The organism is Pantoea sp. E956-1, from assembly GCF_982223955.1.
Map to the genome: position 1 here is coordinate 43,745 of NZ_CEUYZP010000016.1, position 15,306 is coordinate 59,050.

17 protein-coding genes are annotated in these 15,306 nt (G+C 53.2%); 7 read left to right on the forward strand and 10 right to left on the reverse strand.

Annotated features, from left to right (window positions below):
* Nucleotides 1–205 precede the first annotated feature (205 nt).
* The 3 genes from AC0T7J_RS24195 to cpxP all read right to left on the reverse strand — a co-directional run bounded on the left by AC0T7J_RS24195 (nucleotide 206) and on the right by cpxP (nucleotide 2,280).
* Entirely contained in the window at nucleotides 206–361 is a 156-nt protein-coding gene (locus AC0T7J_RS24195) for a con-10 family general stress protein (RefSeq protein ID WP_003851267.1), read from the reverse strand.
* A gap of 428 nt (nucleotides 362–789) precedes the next feature.
* Nucleotides 790–1,092: a TM2 domain-containing protein gene (locus AC0T7J_RS24200; RefSeq protein ID WP_031591859.1), complete on the reverse strand. Its 303-nt coding sequence runs from the start codon at nucleotides 1,090–1,092 to the stop codon at nucleotides 790–792.
* 678 nt (nucleotides 1,093–1,770) lie between these two features.
* Entirely contained in the window at nucleotides 1,771–2,280 is a 510-nt protein-coding gene (cpxP, locus tag AC0T7J_RS24205) for a cell-envelope stress modulator CpxP (RefSeq protein ID WP_473798088.1), read from the reverse strand.
* Nucleotides 2,281–2,428: 148 nt separating this feature from the next.
* On the opposite strand from cpxP, the gene cpxR reads away from it, so the two are divergent.
* Genes cpxR through trmL form a run of 3 tightly spaced genes read left to right on the forward strand, consistent with a single transcriptional unit; the run spans nucleotide 2,429 to nucleotide 5,012 of the window.
* Nucleotides 2,429–3,127 carry an envelope stress response regulator transcription factor CpxR gene (gene cpxR / locus AC0T7J_RS24210; protein ID WP_009088062.1) on the forward strand — a complete coding sequence of 233 codons (699 nt, stop codon included), beginning with the start codon at nucleotides 2,429–2,431 and terminating at the stop codon, nucleotides 3,125–3,127.
* Complete coding sequence (gene cpxA, locus AC0T7J_RS24215; protein ID WP_003851276.1) at nucleotides 3,124–4,503, forward strand: envelope stress sensor histidine kinase CpxA; 1,380 nt, start codon at nucleotides 3,124–3,126, stop codon at nucleotides 4,501–4,503. Before cpxR ends, cpxA begins: the two co-directional genes overlap by 4 nt.
* A gap of 35 nt (nucleotides 4,504–4,538) precedes the next feature.
* The gene (gene trmL, locus AC0T7J_RS24220) at nucleotides 4,539–5,012 is read left to right on the forward strand and encodes a tRNA (uridine(34)/cytosine(34)/5-carboxymethylaminomethyluridine(34)-2'-O)-methyltransferase TrmL (protein ID WP_473798091.1); all 474 of its coding nucleotides are present in this window, start codon (nucleotides 4,539–4,541) and stop codon (nucleotides 5,010–5,012) included.
* On the opposite strand, the gene cysE is transcribed toward trmL, so the two are convergent.
* The 5 genes from cysE to AC0T7J_RS24245 all read right to left on the reverse strand — a co-directional run bounded on the left by cysE (nucleotide 5,009) and on the right by AC0T7J_RS24245 (nucleotide 8,128).
* Nucleotides 5,009–5,830: a serine O-acetyltransferase gene (gene cysE / locus AC0T7J_RS24225; RefSeq protein WP_010258225.1), complete on the reverse strand. Its 822-nt coding sequence runs from the start codon at nucleotides 5,828–5,830 to the stop codon at nucleotides 5,009–5,011. The two genes, trmL and cysE, sit on opposite strands and share 4 nt — an antisense overlap.
* A 68-nt stretch (nucleotides 5,831–5,898) precedes the next feature.
* Nucleotides 5,899–6,915: an NAD(P)H-dependent glycerol-3-phosphate dehydrogenase gene (gene gpsA / locus AC0T7J_RS24230; protein WP_473798094.1), complete on the reverse strand. Its 1,017-nt coding sequence runs from the start codon at nucleotides 6,913–6,915 to the stop codon at nucleotides 5,899–5,901.
* Nucleotides 6,915–7,385: a protein-export chaperone SecB gene (gene secB / locus AC0T7J_RS24235; protein WP_010258229.1), complete on the reverse strand. Its 471-nt coding sequence runs from the start codon at nucleotides 7,383–7,385 to the stop codon at nucleotides 6,915–6,917. The genes gpsA and secB overlap by 1 nt, the downstream gene beginning before the upstream one ends.
* Before the next feature lie 38 nt (nucleotides 7,386–7,423).
* Nucleotides 7,424–7,678 (reverse strand): glutaredoxin 3, encoded by a 255-nt coding sequence (gene grxC, locus AC0T7J_RS24240; RefSeq protein WP_008926942.1) that lies wholly within the window; start codon nucleotides 7,676–7,678, stop codon nucleotides 7,424–7,426.
* An 18-nt stretch (nucleotides 7,679–7,696) separates the two neighbouring features.
* Entirely contained in the window at nucleotides 7,697–8,128 is a 432-nt protein-coding gene (locus tag AC0T7J_RS24245; protein WP_473798099.1) for a rhodanese-like domain-containing protein, read from the reverse strand.
* 252 nt (nucleotides 8,129–8,380) lie between these two features.
* Between AC0T7J_RS24245 and envC the strand changes: the two genes are divergently transcribed.
* From envC to AC0T7J_RS24265, 4 genes are all read left to right on the forward strand, one after another.
* Nucleotides 8,381–9,682, forward strand: a complete 1,302-nt coding sequence (gene envC / locus AC0T7J_RS24250; RefSeq protein WP_473798102.1) for a murein hydrolase activator EnvC — start codon at nucleotides 8,381–8,383, stop codon at nucleotides 9,680–9,682.
* A gap of 3 nt (nucleotides 9,683–9,685) precedes the next feature.
* On the forward strand, nucleotides 9,686–10,588 hold the full coding sequence (locus AC0T7J_RS24255) for a divergent polysaccharide deacetylase family protein (protein ID WP_473798104.1): 903 nt from the start codon (nucleotides 9,686–9,688) through the stop codon (nucleotides 10,586–10,588).
* Between the two features lie 104 nt (nucleotides 10,589–10,692).
* Nucleotides 10,693–11,922 (forward strand): glycosyltransferase, encoded by a 1,230-nt coding sequence (locus AC0T7J_RS24260; protein WP_473798107.1) that lies wholly within the window; start codon nucleotides 10,693–10,695, stop codon nucleotides 11,920–11,922.
* The gene (locus AC0T7J_RS24265; RefSeq protein WP_473798110.1) at nucleotides 11,915–12,826 is read left to right on the forward strand and encodes a hypothetical protein; all 912 of its coding nucleotides are present in this window, start codon (nucleotides 11,915–11,917) and stop codon (nucleotides 12,824–12,826) included. Before AC0T7J_RS24260 ends, AC0T7J_RS24265 begins: the two co-directional genes overlap by 8 nt.
* Nucleotides 12,827–12,854: 28 nt before the next feature.
* Here the strand turns inward: AC0T7J_RS24265 and tdh are convergent, their stop codons facing one another.
* Both tdh and AC0T7J_RS24275 read right to left on the reverse strand, forming a co-directional pair.
* Nucleotides 12,855–13,883, reverse strand: a complete 1,029-nt coding sequence (gene tdh, locus AC0T7J_RS24270; RefSeq protein ID WP_473798113.1) for an L-threonine 3-dehydrogenase — start codon at nucleotides 13,881–13,883, stop codon at nucleotides 12,855–12,857.
* A 10-nt stretch (nucleotides 13,884–13,893) separates the two neighbouring features.
* Nucleotides 13,894–15,090, reverse strand: coding sequence for a glycine C-acetyltransferase (locus AC0T7J_RS24275; RefSeq protein ID WP_473798218.1), 1,197 nt, complete (start codon nucleotides 15,088–15,090; stop codon nucleotides 13,894–13,896).
* Nucleotides 15,091–15,306: the final 216 nt, after the last annotated feature.

The following is a 15,306-nucleotide window of genomic DNA, read 5'->3' on the forward strand; positions in this document are numbered from 1 at the left end:
CACCAAAATGAATGAATGGCTCAAGTTTAACATCGGGAGGCGGGCACTGCTTAGCAGGTCGTTCAATGAATCAGGCGCTTTTGGGAAATCGCCACAGGCACAAAAAAACAAGCCCCGGCCTCTGTGGGAGGACGGGGCAAAGTGTCATACACATCAGTACCAGGCCACATTCAGACCCGGATCCGGGCTGAGAAAGGAGCGGCAACTACTTTTTGCCGCCTTTTTTCCCGGCTTCTGATGCTTTCTCACGATCGTTTTTGAAATTTCCGCCGCCGCTATTCTGGCCACCTTTCTTACCGGCTTCAGACGCTTTTTGCGGATTATCTGCGAAATTACCTGAACCACCACGATGCTCTGCCATAACTTACTCCGTTAATAGATTCATTCAGGACTACATAATGTGGTTGCTGCTCCCTGAGACTTCGCAAAGACACTTAACTTCCCTGCAGTGACAAAATAAAGTGTAGAAGGTGCGCCTGAACCGGCAAGCGTAACGCGGGGAATTTATCTCATTGAAAAATATGATTAAAGCTTTCCATCCCTGCCTTTAATTCATTCACTTTCAGTGAGTTATAATATTTAACAGGCGGTAAAACCCTTACCGATACGCTTAAATTTAAGTCATGACCTGAATAGTAAAGAATCGGCGAGACTTATCCATAAAAGCTCAACAAGCGCTAATCAAACAGGGGTTTTATTGCGTGGTGATGATTCCAGTCAAAATAAAAAAAGTGAAAAAAAGATAAAAACCCGCCATTACGGCAGGTTTCTTTTTATTCACGCTTCAGGTTAACCGTACTTCCTTGCGAAGTCGTCGTCAGACTGGCAAAGATATAAAATGAATTCAATAAAAGCGATAAAGGCTGGAATGAACGTCCAGCAAAAAATCAGGTACAAAAATCCCTGACCAATCTTTCCAAGGTAGAATTTATGAACCCCAAACCCCCCAAGGAAAAGCGCCAGCAGAGCAGCAGCAATTCGGTTCTTATTGCCCTGACCTGACCCTGATTGAGTCGCACCACAATTAGGGCAAGCCCTGGCTGATTCATGAATTTCTTTGCCACATCCACGACAAAAAACCATCCCAGACATAATCACTCCTTAATTAAATTGCTTTAGTCCCAAAACTATCGGCAGGCCAGAGCCAAACCTTACAAAAAATCGTTTTCAACTCAGATATCTCAACGACATGTATCAAATCGGGCAGCCAGAACTGACAGATATTCATATCCGTTCAGTCAGCATGTAAAAAGAGGTCCGCCGCACGTCATCCACGTACTGGCGACAAGCGTTACATTATTCAATATTCAATCAATTTTCTGGAATCCTAAGCAAAGGTAACGCCTGAACTCGTAGCATATTGCTGCACTTATGATTGTTACGAACAATGCCTTTAATGAGCATCAGGCTGGCACGGATTGCTGGAGCAGCATTCTCATTTCTTAAGCCTGCATTCCACTCAGGAGCTGTGATAAAACACTTCCATCACTCGTGTTATTCACACTACTCCTGAACCATTTCTGCGCACTCAGTGCCTGGCTCTTCTCAACACAAAAAGATGTTAACCCTGCCGGCAGGAAAACTGAAGCCATAAGTCTCTCTCTGTCGCCCACACCCGGATTAATTCATAAAGCTTGATCTCGCTTTATAAAATCCTTAAATATCTGATTAATAATAGAAGGTTGTTACACGGCAGATAAAAAAAACCCCCACCATCATGGCGGGGGAAGACAGGGATGTGTCTATGGCAAGGAAAACAGGGATACTATGTTACTGGTTACTGCTGGTACTACTCACTGCCTGCAGCGATGACGCTGACTGCAAATTTGAAAACTGTCGCAGCTCATTAAGTCGCCGCTGGTAATTCTTCTGTAACGCCGACTGCTGGGCTGGCGTTAGCAGGTGAAACATTTGATTCTGTACGCGCGCCATCTCGACCTGCTGTTCAACCTGAACTCTGGCGATTACTTCCGCCTTCTCGCGGATGGCCGCTTCGTTAAACTGGTCTGCAGTCACTAACTCGTGTAGTGCTGCGATATCGTCAATATGAACGACCGGGCGCTCATGTCGGGCCTGTTGCATCAGGTCACGCATCTGCTGCCGTTGCTCTTCGGTCAACTCGATGCCATCGAACATGTGGCTTTGCGGATTTTGCGTCATACTGCCTGTCGGCAATCCGCCATGATGCATCTCGTCAATCGTCGTCGCATCTTTAGCACCTGCGCTGGCGACACTCAGAGCCATCGCTGAGGCAAGGACGACGGCGGTTAATTTGCGCATCGTGTACTCCAGTTCGTTCCGTTTTGCGATTCAACGAGAGCCAGTGTACGGCGACAGCTGCAAACATCCGTCAGGGGGTGTAAAACTACGTAAAGCGATGGATAGGTGCGCCAGGAACACGGTATTTTGCCTGCGGAGGGCTACAAAAATGAATAAAATCCTGTTGGTAGATGACGATCGCGAATTAACTTCGCTTTTAAAAGAACTGTTAGAAATGGAAGGGTTTGAAGTGGTGGTAGCCAGCGATGGTGAACAAGCGCTGAACCTGCTCGATAACTCGATTGATCTGCTTTTACTGGATGTCATGATGCCGAAGAAAAACGGTATCGACACCCTGAAAGAACTGCGTCAGCAACATCAAACCCCCGTCATCATGCTAACGGCGCGCGGCAGCGAGCTGGACCGCGTACTGGGCCTCGAACTGGGCGCAGATGACTATCTGCCTAAGCCGTTTAACGATCGTGAACTGGTGGCGCGTATCCGCGCTATTCTGCGTCGCTCAAACTGGAGTGAACAGCAGCAGCAACACGACAATAGCTCGCCCACGCTGGAAGTGGACTGTCTGCGTCTCAATCCCGGCCGTCAGGAGGCCAGTTTTGATGATGTCACGCTGGATTTGACCGGCACGGAGTTCACCCTGCTCTATCTGCTGGCGCAGCATCTGGGCCAGGTGGTGTCGCGTGAGCATCTGAGTCAGGAAGTGCTGGGCAAACGCCTGACGCCTTTTGACCGCGCCATTGATATGCATATCTCGAATCTGCGTCGCAAGCTGCCTGAGCGTCGTGACGGTCATCCCTGGTTTAAAACCTTACGTGGCCGCGGCTATCTGATGGTTTCGGCATCATGATTGGAAGTCTGACCACCCGTATCTTCGCCATCTTCTGGTTGACGCTGGCGCTGGTGTTGATGCTGGTGCTAATGGTGCCTAAGCTCGATTCACGACAGATGACCTCGCTGCTGGAGAGTGAACAGCGGCAGGGCATCATGATTGAGCAACACGTCGAAGCAGAGCTGTCACAGGATCCCCCTAACGATCTGATGTGGTGGCGTCGTCTGTTTCGGGCAGTGGAAAAGTGGGCACCGCCGGGTCAGCGGCTGCTGTTAGTGACCAGTGAAGGTCGGGTGATCGGCGCGCAACATAACGAAATGCAGGTTATCCGCAATTTTATCGGCCAGTCTGACAATGCTGATCATCCACAGAAGAAGAAATATGGTCGTGTTGAGCTGGTAGGGCCTTTCGCCGTTCGGGATGGGGAAGATAACTACCAGCTTTACATGATTCGTCCCGCCAACAGTTCCCAGCTCGATTTCGTCAATCTGTTGTTTGACCGTCCCCTGTTACTGCTTATCGTCACCATGCTCATCAGCTCACCGCTGCTGCTCTGGCTGGCCTGGAGCCTGGCACGTCCGGCGCGTAAGCTGAAATATGCTGCCGACGAAGTGGCAAGCGGAAACCTGCGTCAGCATCCGGAACTGGAATCGGGCCCACAAGAGTTTCTGGCGGCGGGTTCCAGCTTTAACCAGATGGTCAGTGCGCTGGAGCGGATGATGACCGGTCAGCAACGTCTGTTATCGGATATCAGCCATGAACTTCGTACCCCGCTCACCCGTCTGCAACTGGCTACCGCGCTGCTGCGTCGGCGCCAGGGTGAAGGCAAAGAGCTGGGCCGCATTGAGATGGAAGCACAGCGTCTTGATGGCATGATTAACGATCTGCTGGTGCTGTCGCGCACCCAGCATAAGAATGCGCTGGTCAGCGAAGCGATGAAGGCGAATCAGTTATGGAATGGGGTGCTGGAAGATGCCCGCTTCGAAGCGGAGCAGATGGGCAAGAAAATGGATATTCCCTATCCGCCTGGCCCGTGGCCGCTTTATGGCAACCCTCATGCGCTGGAAAGTGCGCTGGAAAATATCGTACGCAATGCGCTGCGCTATTCACACACTCATATCAGCGTCAGCTTCTCCGTCGATATTTCCGGTATCACAGTACACGTTGATGACGATGGTCCTGGCGTGAGTCCGGAAGATCGTGAACAGATTTTCCGGCCTTTCTACCGTACCGATGAAGCGCGCGATCGCGAATCAGGCGGCACCGGTCTTGGCCTGGCGATTGTTGAAACTGCAGTGCAACAGCATCGCGGCTGGGTTAAAGCGGATGACAGCCCATTGGGCGGCCTGCGTCTGACCCTCTGGTTGCCGCTCTACTCCTCCGGTCGTCAATAATTTGCTATGCTTCGGCCCCTGTCATCGGGGGCCTTATGCTTAACATTGTCTTGTTTGAACCAGAAATTCCGCCGAATACCGGCAATATCATCCGCCTGTGCGCCAATACTGGTTTTCAGCTTCATCTGATTCAGCCGCTTGGTTTTGCCTGGGATGACAAGCGTTTACGCCGTGCCGGGCTGGATTACCACGAATTCACTGCCATTAAATTCCACGCCGACTATCAGGCGTTTATCGCCTCAGAGTCACCTGCGCGTCTGTTTGCGCTGACGACCAAAGGGACACCCGCACACAGTGCCGTAGCCTATCAGGCTGGCGATTATCTGCTGTTTGGCCCGGAGAGCCGTGGACTTCCGGCTGAGATCTTAGCGGCGTTACCGGCTCAGCAGAAAATCCGTATCCCGATGAAAGCGGAAAGCCGCAGTATGAATTTGTCGAACGCCGTCTCGGTGGTGGTCTATGAAGCGTGGCGCCAGCTTGATTATGCGGGCGCGCTGATTAAAGACTAGATGCCGTCGCCAAACTGAAAACCCGCCAGGCTGCCATTAAAGTGCTGATCCATATCCATCGACGGCTTTTCACTGCCTGGCTTACCCACGATTCGCGCGGGTACGCCTGCTGCAGTGGTGTGCGGCGGTACGGGCTGTAACACCACCGAACCGGCACCGATTTTGGCTCCCTTGCCAACTTCAATATTGCCCAGGACTTTCGCACCGGCACCAATCATCACCCCTTCACGGATTTTCGGGTGACGATCGCCGCTGGTTTTGCCGGTTCCGCCCAGCGTAACCGATTGCAGGATCGAGACATCATTCTCAACCACGGCGGTTTCACCAATCACAATACCTGTGGCATGGTCGAGCATGATGCCGTGGCCTATGTTGGCAGCGGGATGAATATCAACGGCAAAGGAGACGGAGATTTCATTCTGCAGATAAACCGCCAGCGCGCGCCGGCCTTCATTCCACAGCCAGTGGCCAATGCGGTAGGCCTGTAAGGCATGAAAACCTTTGAGGTAGAGCAACGGCGTGGAGTATTTATCGACTGCCGGGTCACGTTGACGCACTGCCTGAATATCGTACGCCGCTGACATAATCATCGACGGATCTTCACGGTAGGCTTCTTCAACGATTTCACGAATGGCGATGGCGGGCATAATCGGGTTAGCCAGCTTGTTGGCCAGCATATAACTCAGTGCGCTACCGAGATTTTCATGCTTGAGCAATGTCGCGTGAAAGAAGCTGGCCAGCATCGGCTCACAATCAGCCAGGGCGCGCGCTTCTGCTTTGATATTATTCCAGACCAGTTCTAACTCATCAGACGACATTGCTGTTTTCTCCCGATAAAAAAAGCGCCTGAATGGGCGCTGCAGGTGATGATGCTACGCGTCCTGCGTTAGCCAGTGCTGTTTTCGTCCTTCCTTGTTCGTCCCAGCAGACTCAATGCTGCATCTCTCGCCGGTTTTTCGCAATACAGCACCTGATAAATCTGCTCGGTGATCGGCATTTCCACACCAAAACGGGCTGCCAATGCTTTGACTTCTTTGGTGTTTCTGTAGCCTTCTACAACTTGTCCGATAATGCGTTGCGCGCTATCTACATCCTCGCCCTGGCCCAGCATCATGCCAAAACGACGGTTACGCGACTGATTATCGGTACAGGTCAGCACCAGATCGCCCAGACCCGCCATCCCCATAAAGGTGGTGGGATCGGCACCCAGCGCGGCGCCCAGCCGGCTCATTTCAGCCAGACCACGGGTGATCAGTGCGGTACGCGCATTCGCGCCAAAACCAATCCCGTCCGAGATCCCGGCACCGATAGCAATCACGTTTTTCACCGCGCCGCCCAGCTGTACGCCGATAAAGTCAGGGTTGTTATAAACGCGAAAACTTTTACCACAGTGCAGCTTCTGCTGCAGATCGTCAGCGAACTGCGCATCCGTTGCGGCCAGCGCGATGGCCGTCGGTAATCCGGCTGCCAGCTCTTTCGCAAAGGTCGGTCCGGAGATCACGGCCAGCGGAATAGCATCGCCGACAATTTCACGCGCCACATCCTGAAGCAGACGGCCGGTCTCTTTTTCCAGCCCTTTGGTCGCCCAGACAATACGCGAGTCGGAGCGCAGATGAGGCTTGATCTGCTGCAACACCTCGCCAAACACATGACTCGGCACCACAATTAATAAATCGCGGCTGGCAGCAATGGTTTTGATCAGATCCGGTTCAAGAGAAAGATTGTCGGGGAACGGGACATCGGGCAGGAAAGCAGTGTTGCAGCGGTCAGTCTGAAGTTGCGCCAGATGCGCCGGGTTATGTCCCCACAACAGTACCGGATGGCCGTTACGGGCCAGCGTAATCGCCAAAGCGGTGCCGTAGGAACCGGCACCGATGACGCTAATCGAAGCGTGAGTTGTCATCAGGCATCCTGATGTGGTTCAGCACCTTCTTCACCTTGCTGCTGCTGCAGGTAGTTCATGAACAGCGCATCAAAGTTAACCGGTGCCAGGTTCAGCTGCGGGAAGGTTCCACGTGATACCAGGCTGGTAATGCATTCGCGTGCGTACGGGAACAGGATGTTCGGGCAGTATGCGCCCAGGCAATGTGCCATCTGCGTTCCTTCAATACCGCTGATGGTGAAAATACCGGCCTGCTGAACTTCACACAGGAAAGCGGTCTCTTCGCCCACGGTGGCAGTTACAGTCACACGAAGTACGACTTCGTAAACTTCGTCAGCCAGCTGAGAAGATGCAGTGTCCAGATCCAGTTTAACGTCCGGTTCCCACTCTTTCTGGAAAACCTGCGGGGCATTTGGCGCTTCAAAAGAGATATCTTTGGTGAATACGCGCTGAATCTGGAATTGCATTTCGTTGGTGTTATGTTCTGACATGTGACCAAATCCTATGTATGAGATTGTCCGGCGTAAAATTACGCCTGCAGTAAGGGATCTAAACCTTCGCGATTATCGAGTGCGAATAAGTCATCGCAGCCACCAATGTGCTGCGCATCAATAAAAATCTGAGGTACGGTGGTACGGCCGCTACGCTTGATCATTTCTTCGCGTTTCGCCATGTCTCCATCAATGGGGATCTCCTGAAACGACACGCCTTTTTGCGTTAACAGCGCCTTCGCCCGATGGCAGTAAGGACAAGTGGCCTTGGTATACATTTCAACATTTGCCATGATCACACCTCTGTAAGGTTATTTGCCGCGAATTAACGGCAGATTTTCGCCGCTCCAGCCACTGATACCATCTTTCAGCACTGAAACCTGCTCAAAGCCGGCCGCGCTGAGATGCGCCGCAGAATCACCCGCGCTTTGTCCGGTTGCACACACCACAATTATGGGCTGCGCTTTATGCTTTGCCAGTTCGTCGATGTTGCCTTTTTTAATCTCAGCGGCTGCAACATTCAGCGCACCTGAAATATGGCCTCTGCGGAAATCGTCGCGCGAACGCACGTCTACAACTACCGCGTCCTCTTTGTTAATCAGGCGGGTTGCTTCACCACGACTGATCGTTTTTACCTTAGAGAACATTCCTTTAACGGTAGTCACAATCACCAGAACGAGTAAAACGACCCATGCCAGACTCAGGATGGGGTGATTGCTTGCAAACTGCATAATTTCTTGCATGAGGGGTAACGACTCCAGACCGGGCTAATAAGCTAAAACAAGGGTTCTGAGTATACCTGCGCCACTTCGCATGTACAGATGCTATGCGGCCAGAGTATCGATTTGTGCTTCATTTTCCAAAAAAAGTGGCTGAATAGCAAAAATGGCGTAAGGCTTAATCCATGTCATTGTGATAGTGGACATAACTGGAAAAGCAAATGCCAGTGGGGAGCACTGGTAAGCGGCGGTTCATCGTGGAATAATCATTGGCCTATGAAGGGAAAAACAACCGTTTCGCACACAAGGACCCGTCCCAACGGCGATAACCTGCCGTTGTTCACACACTTGTCCAGCCTCTCCCTTAGCCTGCTTTGTGCGGGGGCACTGTTATTGCCTGCTGCCGCCGTTAGTGCAGAAGACAGCAAATCTCAGCTGCAATCTATTCAGCAAAACATTGCTGAAAAAGAGAAAAGCGTTAAAGCGCAAAAACTGCAGCGCAGCAAATTACTGGATCAGTTGCAGAGCCAGGAAAAAATCATCGCTCAGGCGAGTCGCCAGTTGCGTGACACCCGCAATAGCCTCAACGCCCTGAATGACGAAATCAAACAGCTTACCACCTCCATCGCCCGCCTTGAAAAACAGCAAACCCAACAGGAAAACCTGCTTTCAGAGCAGCTTGATGCGGCGTTTCGTCAGGGTAAGCACAACGGCGTACAGCTGTTGATGGGCGGTGAAGAGAGCCAGCGCAGCGAGCGTATTCTGGCCTATTTCGGCTACCTGAATGCTGCACGTCAGAAAAGTATCGATGAGCTGCAAAAGACGCGTCAGGATTTGGATCAGCAACGCGCCACGCTGGAGCAGAAGCAACAGCAGCAGAAAGGCTTATTAGCGCAGCAGCAGGGCCAGCAGCAGAAGCTGAAACAGGCGAGCGAAGCGCGGAAAAAAACCCTGACGACACTGGAAAGCGCGCTGGAGAAAGATCAGGCCGATCTGGTCGAGATGCGTCAGAACGAAAGTCGTCTGCAAGATAAGATCGCCCGTGCAGAACGCGAGGCGCGCGAGCGTGCCGCCCGTGAAGCGCGTGAGGCGGAAAAAGTGCGTCAGCGTCAGGCGCAGGCGAAAGCCAAAGGCTCCAGCTATCAGCCGACCCAGAGCGAACGCGAACTGGTGGCGCGCACCGGTGGGCTCGGTCGCGCGGGCGGGCAGGCCTTGTGGCCGGTACGCGGACGCATTGAACATCGCTTTGGTGAACAGCTGCAGGGTGAACTGCGCTGGAAAGGACTGGTGATTGATGCGCGCGAAGGTACCGAGGTGAAGGCTATCGCCGATGGTCGTGTGCTGATGGCCGACTGGTTACAGGGCTACGGCCTGGTCGTCGTGCTGGAACATGGTAAAGGCGATATGAGCCTGTATGGCTATAACCAAAGTGCGCTGGTGAGCGTGGGTACGCAGGTGAAGGCAGGACAGCCTATCGCACTGGTGGGCACCAGTGGTGGCCGCGGTACCCCGTCGCTCTATTTTGAAATCCGACGTCAGGGACAGGCCGTCAATCCACTCCCGTGGTTAGGAAAATAGGTTTTGCTGCAACTTCGAAAAATCCCCGTTCTGTTGAGCGCCCTGCTGTTCAGTTACGCTGCACAGGCGGGCAAACTGGCCATTGTCATCGATGACGTAGGCTATCGCCCTGCCGAAGAGAATAAGGTCCTGCAGATGCCGCAGGCCATTTCAGTGGCGGTATTGCCCAACGCGCCACATGCCCGTGAAATGGCCACCAAAGCGCACCAGAGTGGTCACGAAGTGTTGATCCATCTGCCCATGGCGCCGCTGAGCAAACAGCCGCTGGAAAAAGATACCTTAACGCCGGAGATGAGCAGCGAAGAGGTTACCCGCATCATGCGCAATGCGGTTAACAACGTGCCCTATGCCGTAGGTCTGAACAACCACATGGGCAGCAGGATGACTTCAAGCCTGCCCGGTATGCAGAAGGTGATGCAGGCGCTGAACCACTACAATCTCTACTTTCTGGATAGCATGACCATCGCTAACAGTCAGGCTGTTCCTGCCGCTCAGGGTACCCAGGTCAAGGTGTTAAAACGCCGGGTGTTTCTGGATGACAGCCAGGATATTAATGCCATCCGCCAGCAGTTCAGCCGGGCGGTAAACCTGGCGCAGCGCGACGGTTACGCCATTGCCATTGGTCATCCCCACCCTAACACCGTGCGGGTGCTGCAGCAGATGTTACCCACATTGCCAGCCGACGTTACGCTGGTTCGCCCCAGTCAGCTGCTGAACGAATCACTCCGCAGCGGCTCAAGGCCACCGGTGGCGCCGGCAAAACCGGCGACGCCGCGCTTCCAGCCTGCAGACCTGTGTAAACTGAAACAGCCGCTGGCGCCGGTTCCGGCCACCCGAGCCTTATCGGTAATAGCGGAAAGTGTGAATAACAGCCCGCTGTTTAACACGCTAAAAAATCTGTTCTGAATTTGCGATGAATGCTAAGTGTTCAGCTTAGCGTTCATTTGTACGCAGAAATTACTATAATCCTGGGTCGGGCAATAACAGGCTGTGCGGGAACAGTGATAGGGATGACGATTATTAAACAAAAAATCCTGCTGCTGGATAACGGCAGAGAGTGGGGCGGCGGCACCAACAGTATGCTGGAGCTGTTGAAGCGTATCGATCGTCAAAAGTTTGATATCACCTGCTGCTTCTATCACAACTACAGCCGAGGCAACGACGAAACCATTGAAGCCACGCTGAATGCACTGGCTATTCCGGTCTTTTTTATTCCGCAAATCAAACAGCCACGCTGGGCGAAATTAGTTAAAGAAGCCGCGCGAGCCCTGCTGTTTTTTAATAAAAAGCTCAAGAAGCGCGCCATCGATCAGATTGATACACACTGGCGCATTATGCCCAATGCCAGCAAAATCAATTCACTGCTGCAACTGGGGAAGTTTGACACGCTCTATATGAATAATCAGCCCAGCACCAATGTGGAAGGTTATCTGGCGGCGCGCAGCCTGGATGTTGCGGTAGTGCAACACTGCCGTATCGATCCGGTACTGGAACCGCGGCTGGTCAGCATGGTCAATCAGGATTGCCAGGCGATCATTGCCGTGTCACAGGGCGTGAATAACACCCTGCGCAGCCACGGTGTTGATGCGGAACGCTGTTTTACCGTCAATAACGCTATCGACATCCACCAGCCTTTGCCCGACCGCCTTGAAGTACGCCAGCGCTTTAAACTTTTTCCATCGACCTTTGTGTTCGGCACGATCGGCTCGCTGATATTGCGTAAATCTAATCACCATATTCTGCAGGCACTGGGCCGTTTTAAACGCGCTAATCCCGATGCCGACTGGAAGATGGTGGTGGTCGGAGCGGGCCCGGAACTTCAGCATCTGCTGCAACTCGCTACCGCAGAAAACATCCAGCAGCACGTGGTCTTTACCGGCTTTCAGAACAACGCGCTGGATTACCTCACCGCCTTTGATGCGTTTATTCTTGCCTCACGCAGTGAGGGCTTACCAAGGGTTGTGCTGGAGGCGATGCTGGTGAATACCGCCGTAGTGGGATCCCGCGTGGTCGGCACTGCCGAATTGATCAGTCATGACGAAACCGGGCTGCTGTTTGATTATGGCAACGTGGTGCAACTGACCCAGCATCTGACCGCACTGTGGCAGGATGCGGATTTACGTCAACGCCTGATCAATGCGGCAGCGAAACGCGTACGAGAAAAATACGCTATTGAAACTTATATCAGCGGCGTCGAGAATATTTTGCAAAGCGTCGTGAAAAAGAAACCTCATGCTTAATTTTTTAAATCCCCGTTATCGCCATATCAGGGCGAGTCATAACCTGCCTTATTCGCAGAAAGAGGTTCAGGGCACTGTGCCGGTAACCTCGGTCGTGATCCCCTGCACCGGCGCCGACTATATTGAAGAGGCCCTGCTCAGTGCCGATTTTGCGGCGCGCTTTGCGACAGAGGCTGAAGAGATCGTAATTGTCAGCGATCAGCCGGCTCACGCCTTTGGCAGCCTGCCAGTAAAAACCCGCGTGGCGACGCTGGATGTCCCGCATCGGGAAGAGAGTTATCGCTACAAGCAGATTTATTGCAGTCGTTTGATTAAATTGCAGGCGCCCTTACAGGCTAAAGGCGACGGCATTCTGATGATCGATTCCGACCTCAATCTGCTTAAGATGCCGGAGATCATGATGAAACCCGGCCATCTCTATTCCAGTTTTCGTCAGGGGAAAATGATTGCCAAGCTGGAAGGTGCACCGGAAGAGGCAATTCCCGCCTACTACCCGCACAGCATCCGGCCCTGGCTGGTGGACCATGTTAATGGGGCCTACCTGGCTGCCACGCGTGAAGTCTGGCAGCGTATTTCGCCGCTGTGGCTGACGCTGTTTAATGATACCTGGAATTTAATGAACGACAGCCAGCCGCCTACCGATCAGCTGCCGCTCGCGGTGTTGCTGGATATGCTGGATATTAAAACCGTCAATCTGGGGGAATGGGCTAACTGGCCGGTCTCAAAGAAAATTGGCGGTCAGTCGGCGGTGATCCCGTCTGAAGTGGTAGGCGCACATGGCGGCTTTCCGCTGTCGGAATGGCAAAAATACCTCGCCGATCCGCAACAGCCGCTGAACTTCAAAGGCCAGGACTACACGCGCAAAGTGCGCTACCTGACCGATGAAGAGAAAAAACAGAGCTAATCATGCGGCCGCCCTGGCGGCCGTTGTTTTAATCCCAGCTCAGTATCACTTTTCCCGAGCGTCCTGAACGCATTTCATCAAAGCCCTGCTGGAAATCGTCGATTCCATAGCGATGGGTAATAACCGGCGTTAAATCAAGCCCGGACTGGATCAGCGCCGCCATTTTATACCAGGTTTCAAACATCTCCCGGCCATAAATGCCCTTGATAAATAGCCCTTTGAAGATGACCTGATTCCAGTCGATCGCCATTTCACCCGGCGGGATGCCCAGCAGTGCAATCCGTCCACCGTGATTCATTACCTCCAGCAATGAACGGAAGGCTGGCGGTGCACCAGACATCTCCAGCCCGACATCGAATCCTTCCGTCATACCCAGCGAATGCATCACGTCTCGCAGATCCTCATTCGCTACATTGACCGCGCGCGTGACGCCCATTTTGCGCGCCAGTGCCAGACGATACTCATTGATATCCGTGATCACCACGTTACGTGCGCCGACATGGCGACAGACTGCGGCAGCCATGATGCCGATAGGACCCGCACCGGAGATCAGCACATCCTCACCCACCAGATCGAACGACAGCGCGGTATGCACGGCGTTGCCAAACGGATCAAAAATTGCCGCCAGCTCATCGGAAATGTTGTCAGGAATTTTGAACGCATTGAAGGCCGGGATAACCAGATACTCCGCGAAGCAGCCCTGGCGGTTAACGCCTACACCCATTGTGTTACGGCATAAATGGGTTCGCCCGGCACGGCAGTTGCGGCAATGTCCGCAGGTGATATGTCCTTCGCCCGAGACCCGATCGCCAATCGTAAAGCCTTTCACTTCCTGTCCTATCGCAACCACTTCACCCACATATTCATGACCGACAATCATGGGTACCGGAATGGTTTTACGCGACCAGTCATCCCAGTTATAGATATGGACATCGGTACCGCAGATGGCGGTTTTCCGTATCTTAATCAGCAGATCGTTGTGGCCCGGCTCCGGAACTGGCGCATCGGTCATCATCCAGATGCCCGTTTCCTTCTTCAGTTTGGCGAGTGCTTTCATGACGGGCTCCTCAGGCGATAACGCCCAGTTGTTTGCCGATACGGGTAAAAGCCGCCACCGCACGTTCCAGCTGTTGCTGGGTATGCGCCGCAGAGATTTGGGTGCGAATGCGTGCCTGACCTTTTGGCACCACCGGATAGAAGAAGCCGGTCACGTAGATACCTTCCTGTTGCAGCAGGCGGGCAAACTCCTGGGCGACGCTGGCTTCACCCAGCATTACCGGGATAATGGCGTGATCGGCTCCCGCCAGCGTAAAGCCCGCCGCCGTCATCTGCTCCCGGAAGTAATGGGCGTTGTCCCACAGACGCTGACGCAGCCCGTCGCCTTCGCTGAGCAGATCCAGCACCCGCAGCGAGGCGGCAACAATGGCCGGGGCCAGCGAATTAGAGAACAGATAGGGACGGGAACGCTGGCGCAGCCACTCCACCACTTCGGCTTTTGCTGCGGTATAGCCACCGGAGGCGCCACCCAGCGCTTTACCCAGCGTGCCGGTAATGATGTCGACCCGGCCCATGACGTCGCAATATTCATGGGTCCCGCGTCCGGCGTTCCCGACAAAGCCCACCGCATGGGAATCATCCACCATTACCAGCGCAGAGAACTCGTCGGCCAGATCGCAAATCGCGGGCAGATTCGCAATCACCCCATCCATTGAGAAGACCCCATCGGTGGCGATCAGAATATGACGCGCGCCTTTATCGCGCGCGTCCTGCAAACAGGCACGCAGCTGCGCCATATCGTTATTGGCATAGCGGTAACGCTGCGCTTTGCACAGCCGGACGCCATCGATAATGGAAGCGTGGTTCAGCGCATCAGAGATGACGGCATCCTGCGCATCGAGCAGGGTTTCAAACAGGCCGCCATTGGCATCGAAACAGGAGGAGTAAAGAATGGCATCCTCCATGCCGAGAAAGTCTGCCAGCCGCTTTTCCAGCTGCTTATGACTATCCTGCGTGCCGCAAATAAAGCGCACCGACGCCATGCCAAAACCATGCGAATCCATCCCCTCTTTCGCCGCCTGAATCAGCGCCGGATGGTTCGCTAAACCTAAGTAGTTATTGGCGCAGAAGTTAATCACCGCCGGATTATCGCCAACCGCGATCTCCGTCTGCTGGGCAGAGGTGATGATCCGCTCCTGTTTAAACAGTCCTTCCTGACGTGCATCATCAAGTTGCTGACGAAGTTGTTGATAAAATTGCGCAGGCATCATTGCTCTCCTCAGATGGCAAAAATCTGGCATATCTTACTGAACAGACCGCGTCTTCACGATAAATCGCCCAACAGAATGTCATTTTTGCAGCATAGTTCACGCCGCGCAGATATATGCACAAAGCGTTACAGAGTCATCTGGCTGTCTGCACCCTGATGAAATGTTATGATGTGAGGTATTCGTGTGTGAAACCTCCTGTTTCACCCCACAACG

What these genes read in the sequence shown, in the direction of transcription:
- AC0T7J_RS24195 (WP_003851267.1), bottom strand. Translation starts at nt 361, where the DNA reads ATGGCAGAGCATCGTGGTGGTTCAGGTAATTTCGCAGATAATCCGCAA.
- AC0T7J_RS24200 (WP_031591859.1), bottom strand. Translation starts at nt 1,092, where the DNA reads ATGTCTGGGATGGTTTTTTGTCGTGGATGTGGCAAAGAAATTCATGAA.
- cpxP (WP_473798088.1), bottom strand. Translation starts at nt 2,280, where the DNA reads ATGCGCAAATTAACCGCCGTCGTCCTTGCCTCAGCGATGGCTCTGAGT.
- cpxR (WP_009088062.1), top strand. Translation starts at nt 2,429, where the DNA reads ATGAATAAAATCCTGTTGGTAGATGACGATCGCGAATTAACTTCGCTT.
- cpxA (WP_003851276.1), top strand. Translation starts at nt 3,124, where the DNA reads ATGATTGGAAGTCTGACCACCCGTATCTTCGCCATCTTCTGGTTGACG.
- trmL (WP_473798091.1), top strand. Translation starts at nt 4,539, where the DNA reads ATGCTTAACATTGTCTTGTTTGAACCAGAAATTCCGCCGAATACCGGC.
- cysE (WP_010258225.1), bottom strand. Translation starts at nt 5,830, where the DNA reads ATGTCGTCTGATGAGTTAGAACTGGTCTGGAATAATATCAAAGCAGAA.
- gpsA (WP_473798094.1), bottom strand. Translation starts at nt 6,915, where the DNA reads ATGACAACTCACGCTTCGATTAGCGTCATCGGTGCCGGTTCCTACGGC.
- secB (WP_010258229.1), bottom strand. Translation starts at nt 7,385, where the DNA reads ATGTCAGAACATAACACCAACGAAATGCAATTCCAGATTCAGCGCGTA.
- grxC (WP_008926942.1), bottom strand. Translation starts at nt 7,678, where the DNA reads ATGGCAAATGTTGAAATGTATACCAAGGCCACTTGTCCTTACTGCCAT.
- AC0T7J_RS24245 (WP_473798099.1), bottom strand. Translation starts at nt 8,128, where the DNA reads ATGCAAGAAATTATGCAGTTTGCAAGCAATCACCCCATCCTGAGTCTG.
- envC (WP_473798102.1), top strand. Translation starts at nt 8,381, where the DNA reads ATGAAGGGAAAAACAACCGTTTCGCACACAAGGACCCGTCCCAACGGC.
- AC0T7J_RS24260 (WP_473798107.1), top strand. Translation starts at nt 10,693, where the DNA reads ATGACGATTATTAAACAAAAAATCCTGCTGCTGGATAACGGCAGAGAG.
- AC0T7J_RS24265 (WP_473798110.1), top strand. Translation starts at nt 11,915, where the DNA reads ATGCTTAATTTTTTAAATCCCCGTTATCGCCATATCAGGGCGAGTCAT.
- tdh (WP_473798113.1), bottom strand. Translation starts at nt 13,883, where the DNA reads ATGAAAGCACTCGCCAAACTGAAGAAGGAAACGGGCATCTGGATGATG.
- AC0T7J_RS24275 (WP_473798218.1), bottom strand. Translation starts at nt 15,090, where the DNA reads ATGCCTGCGCAATTTTATCAACAACTTCGTCAGCAACTTGATGATGCA.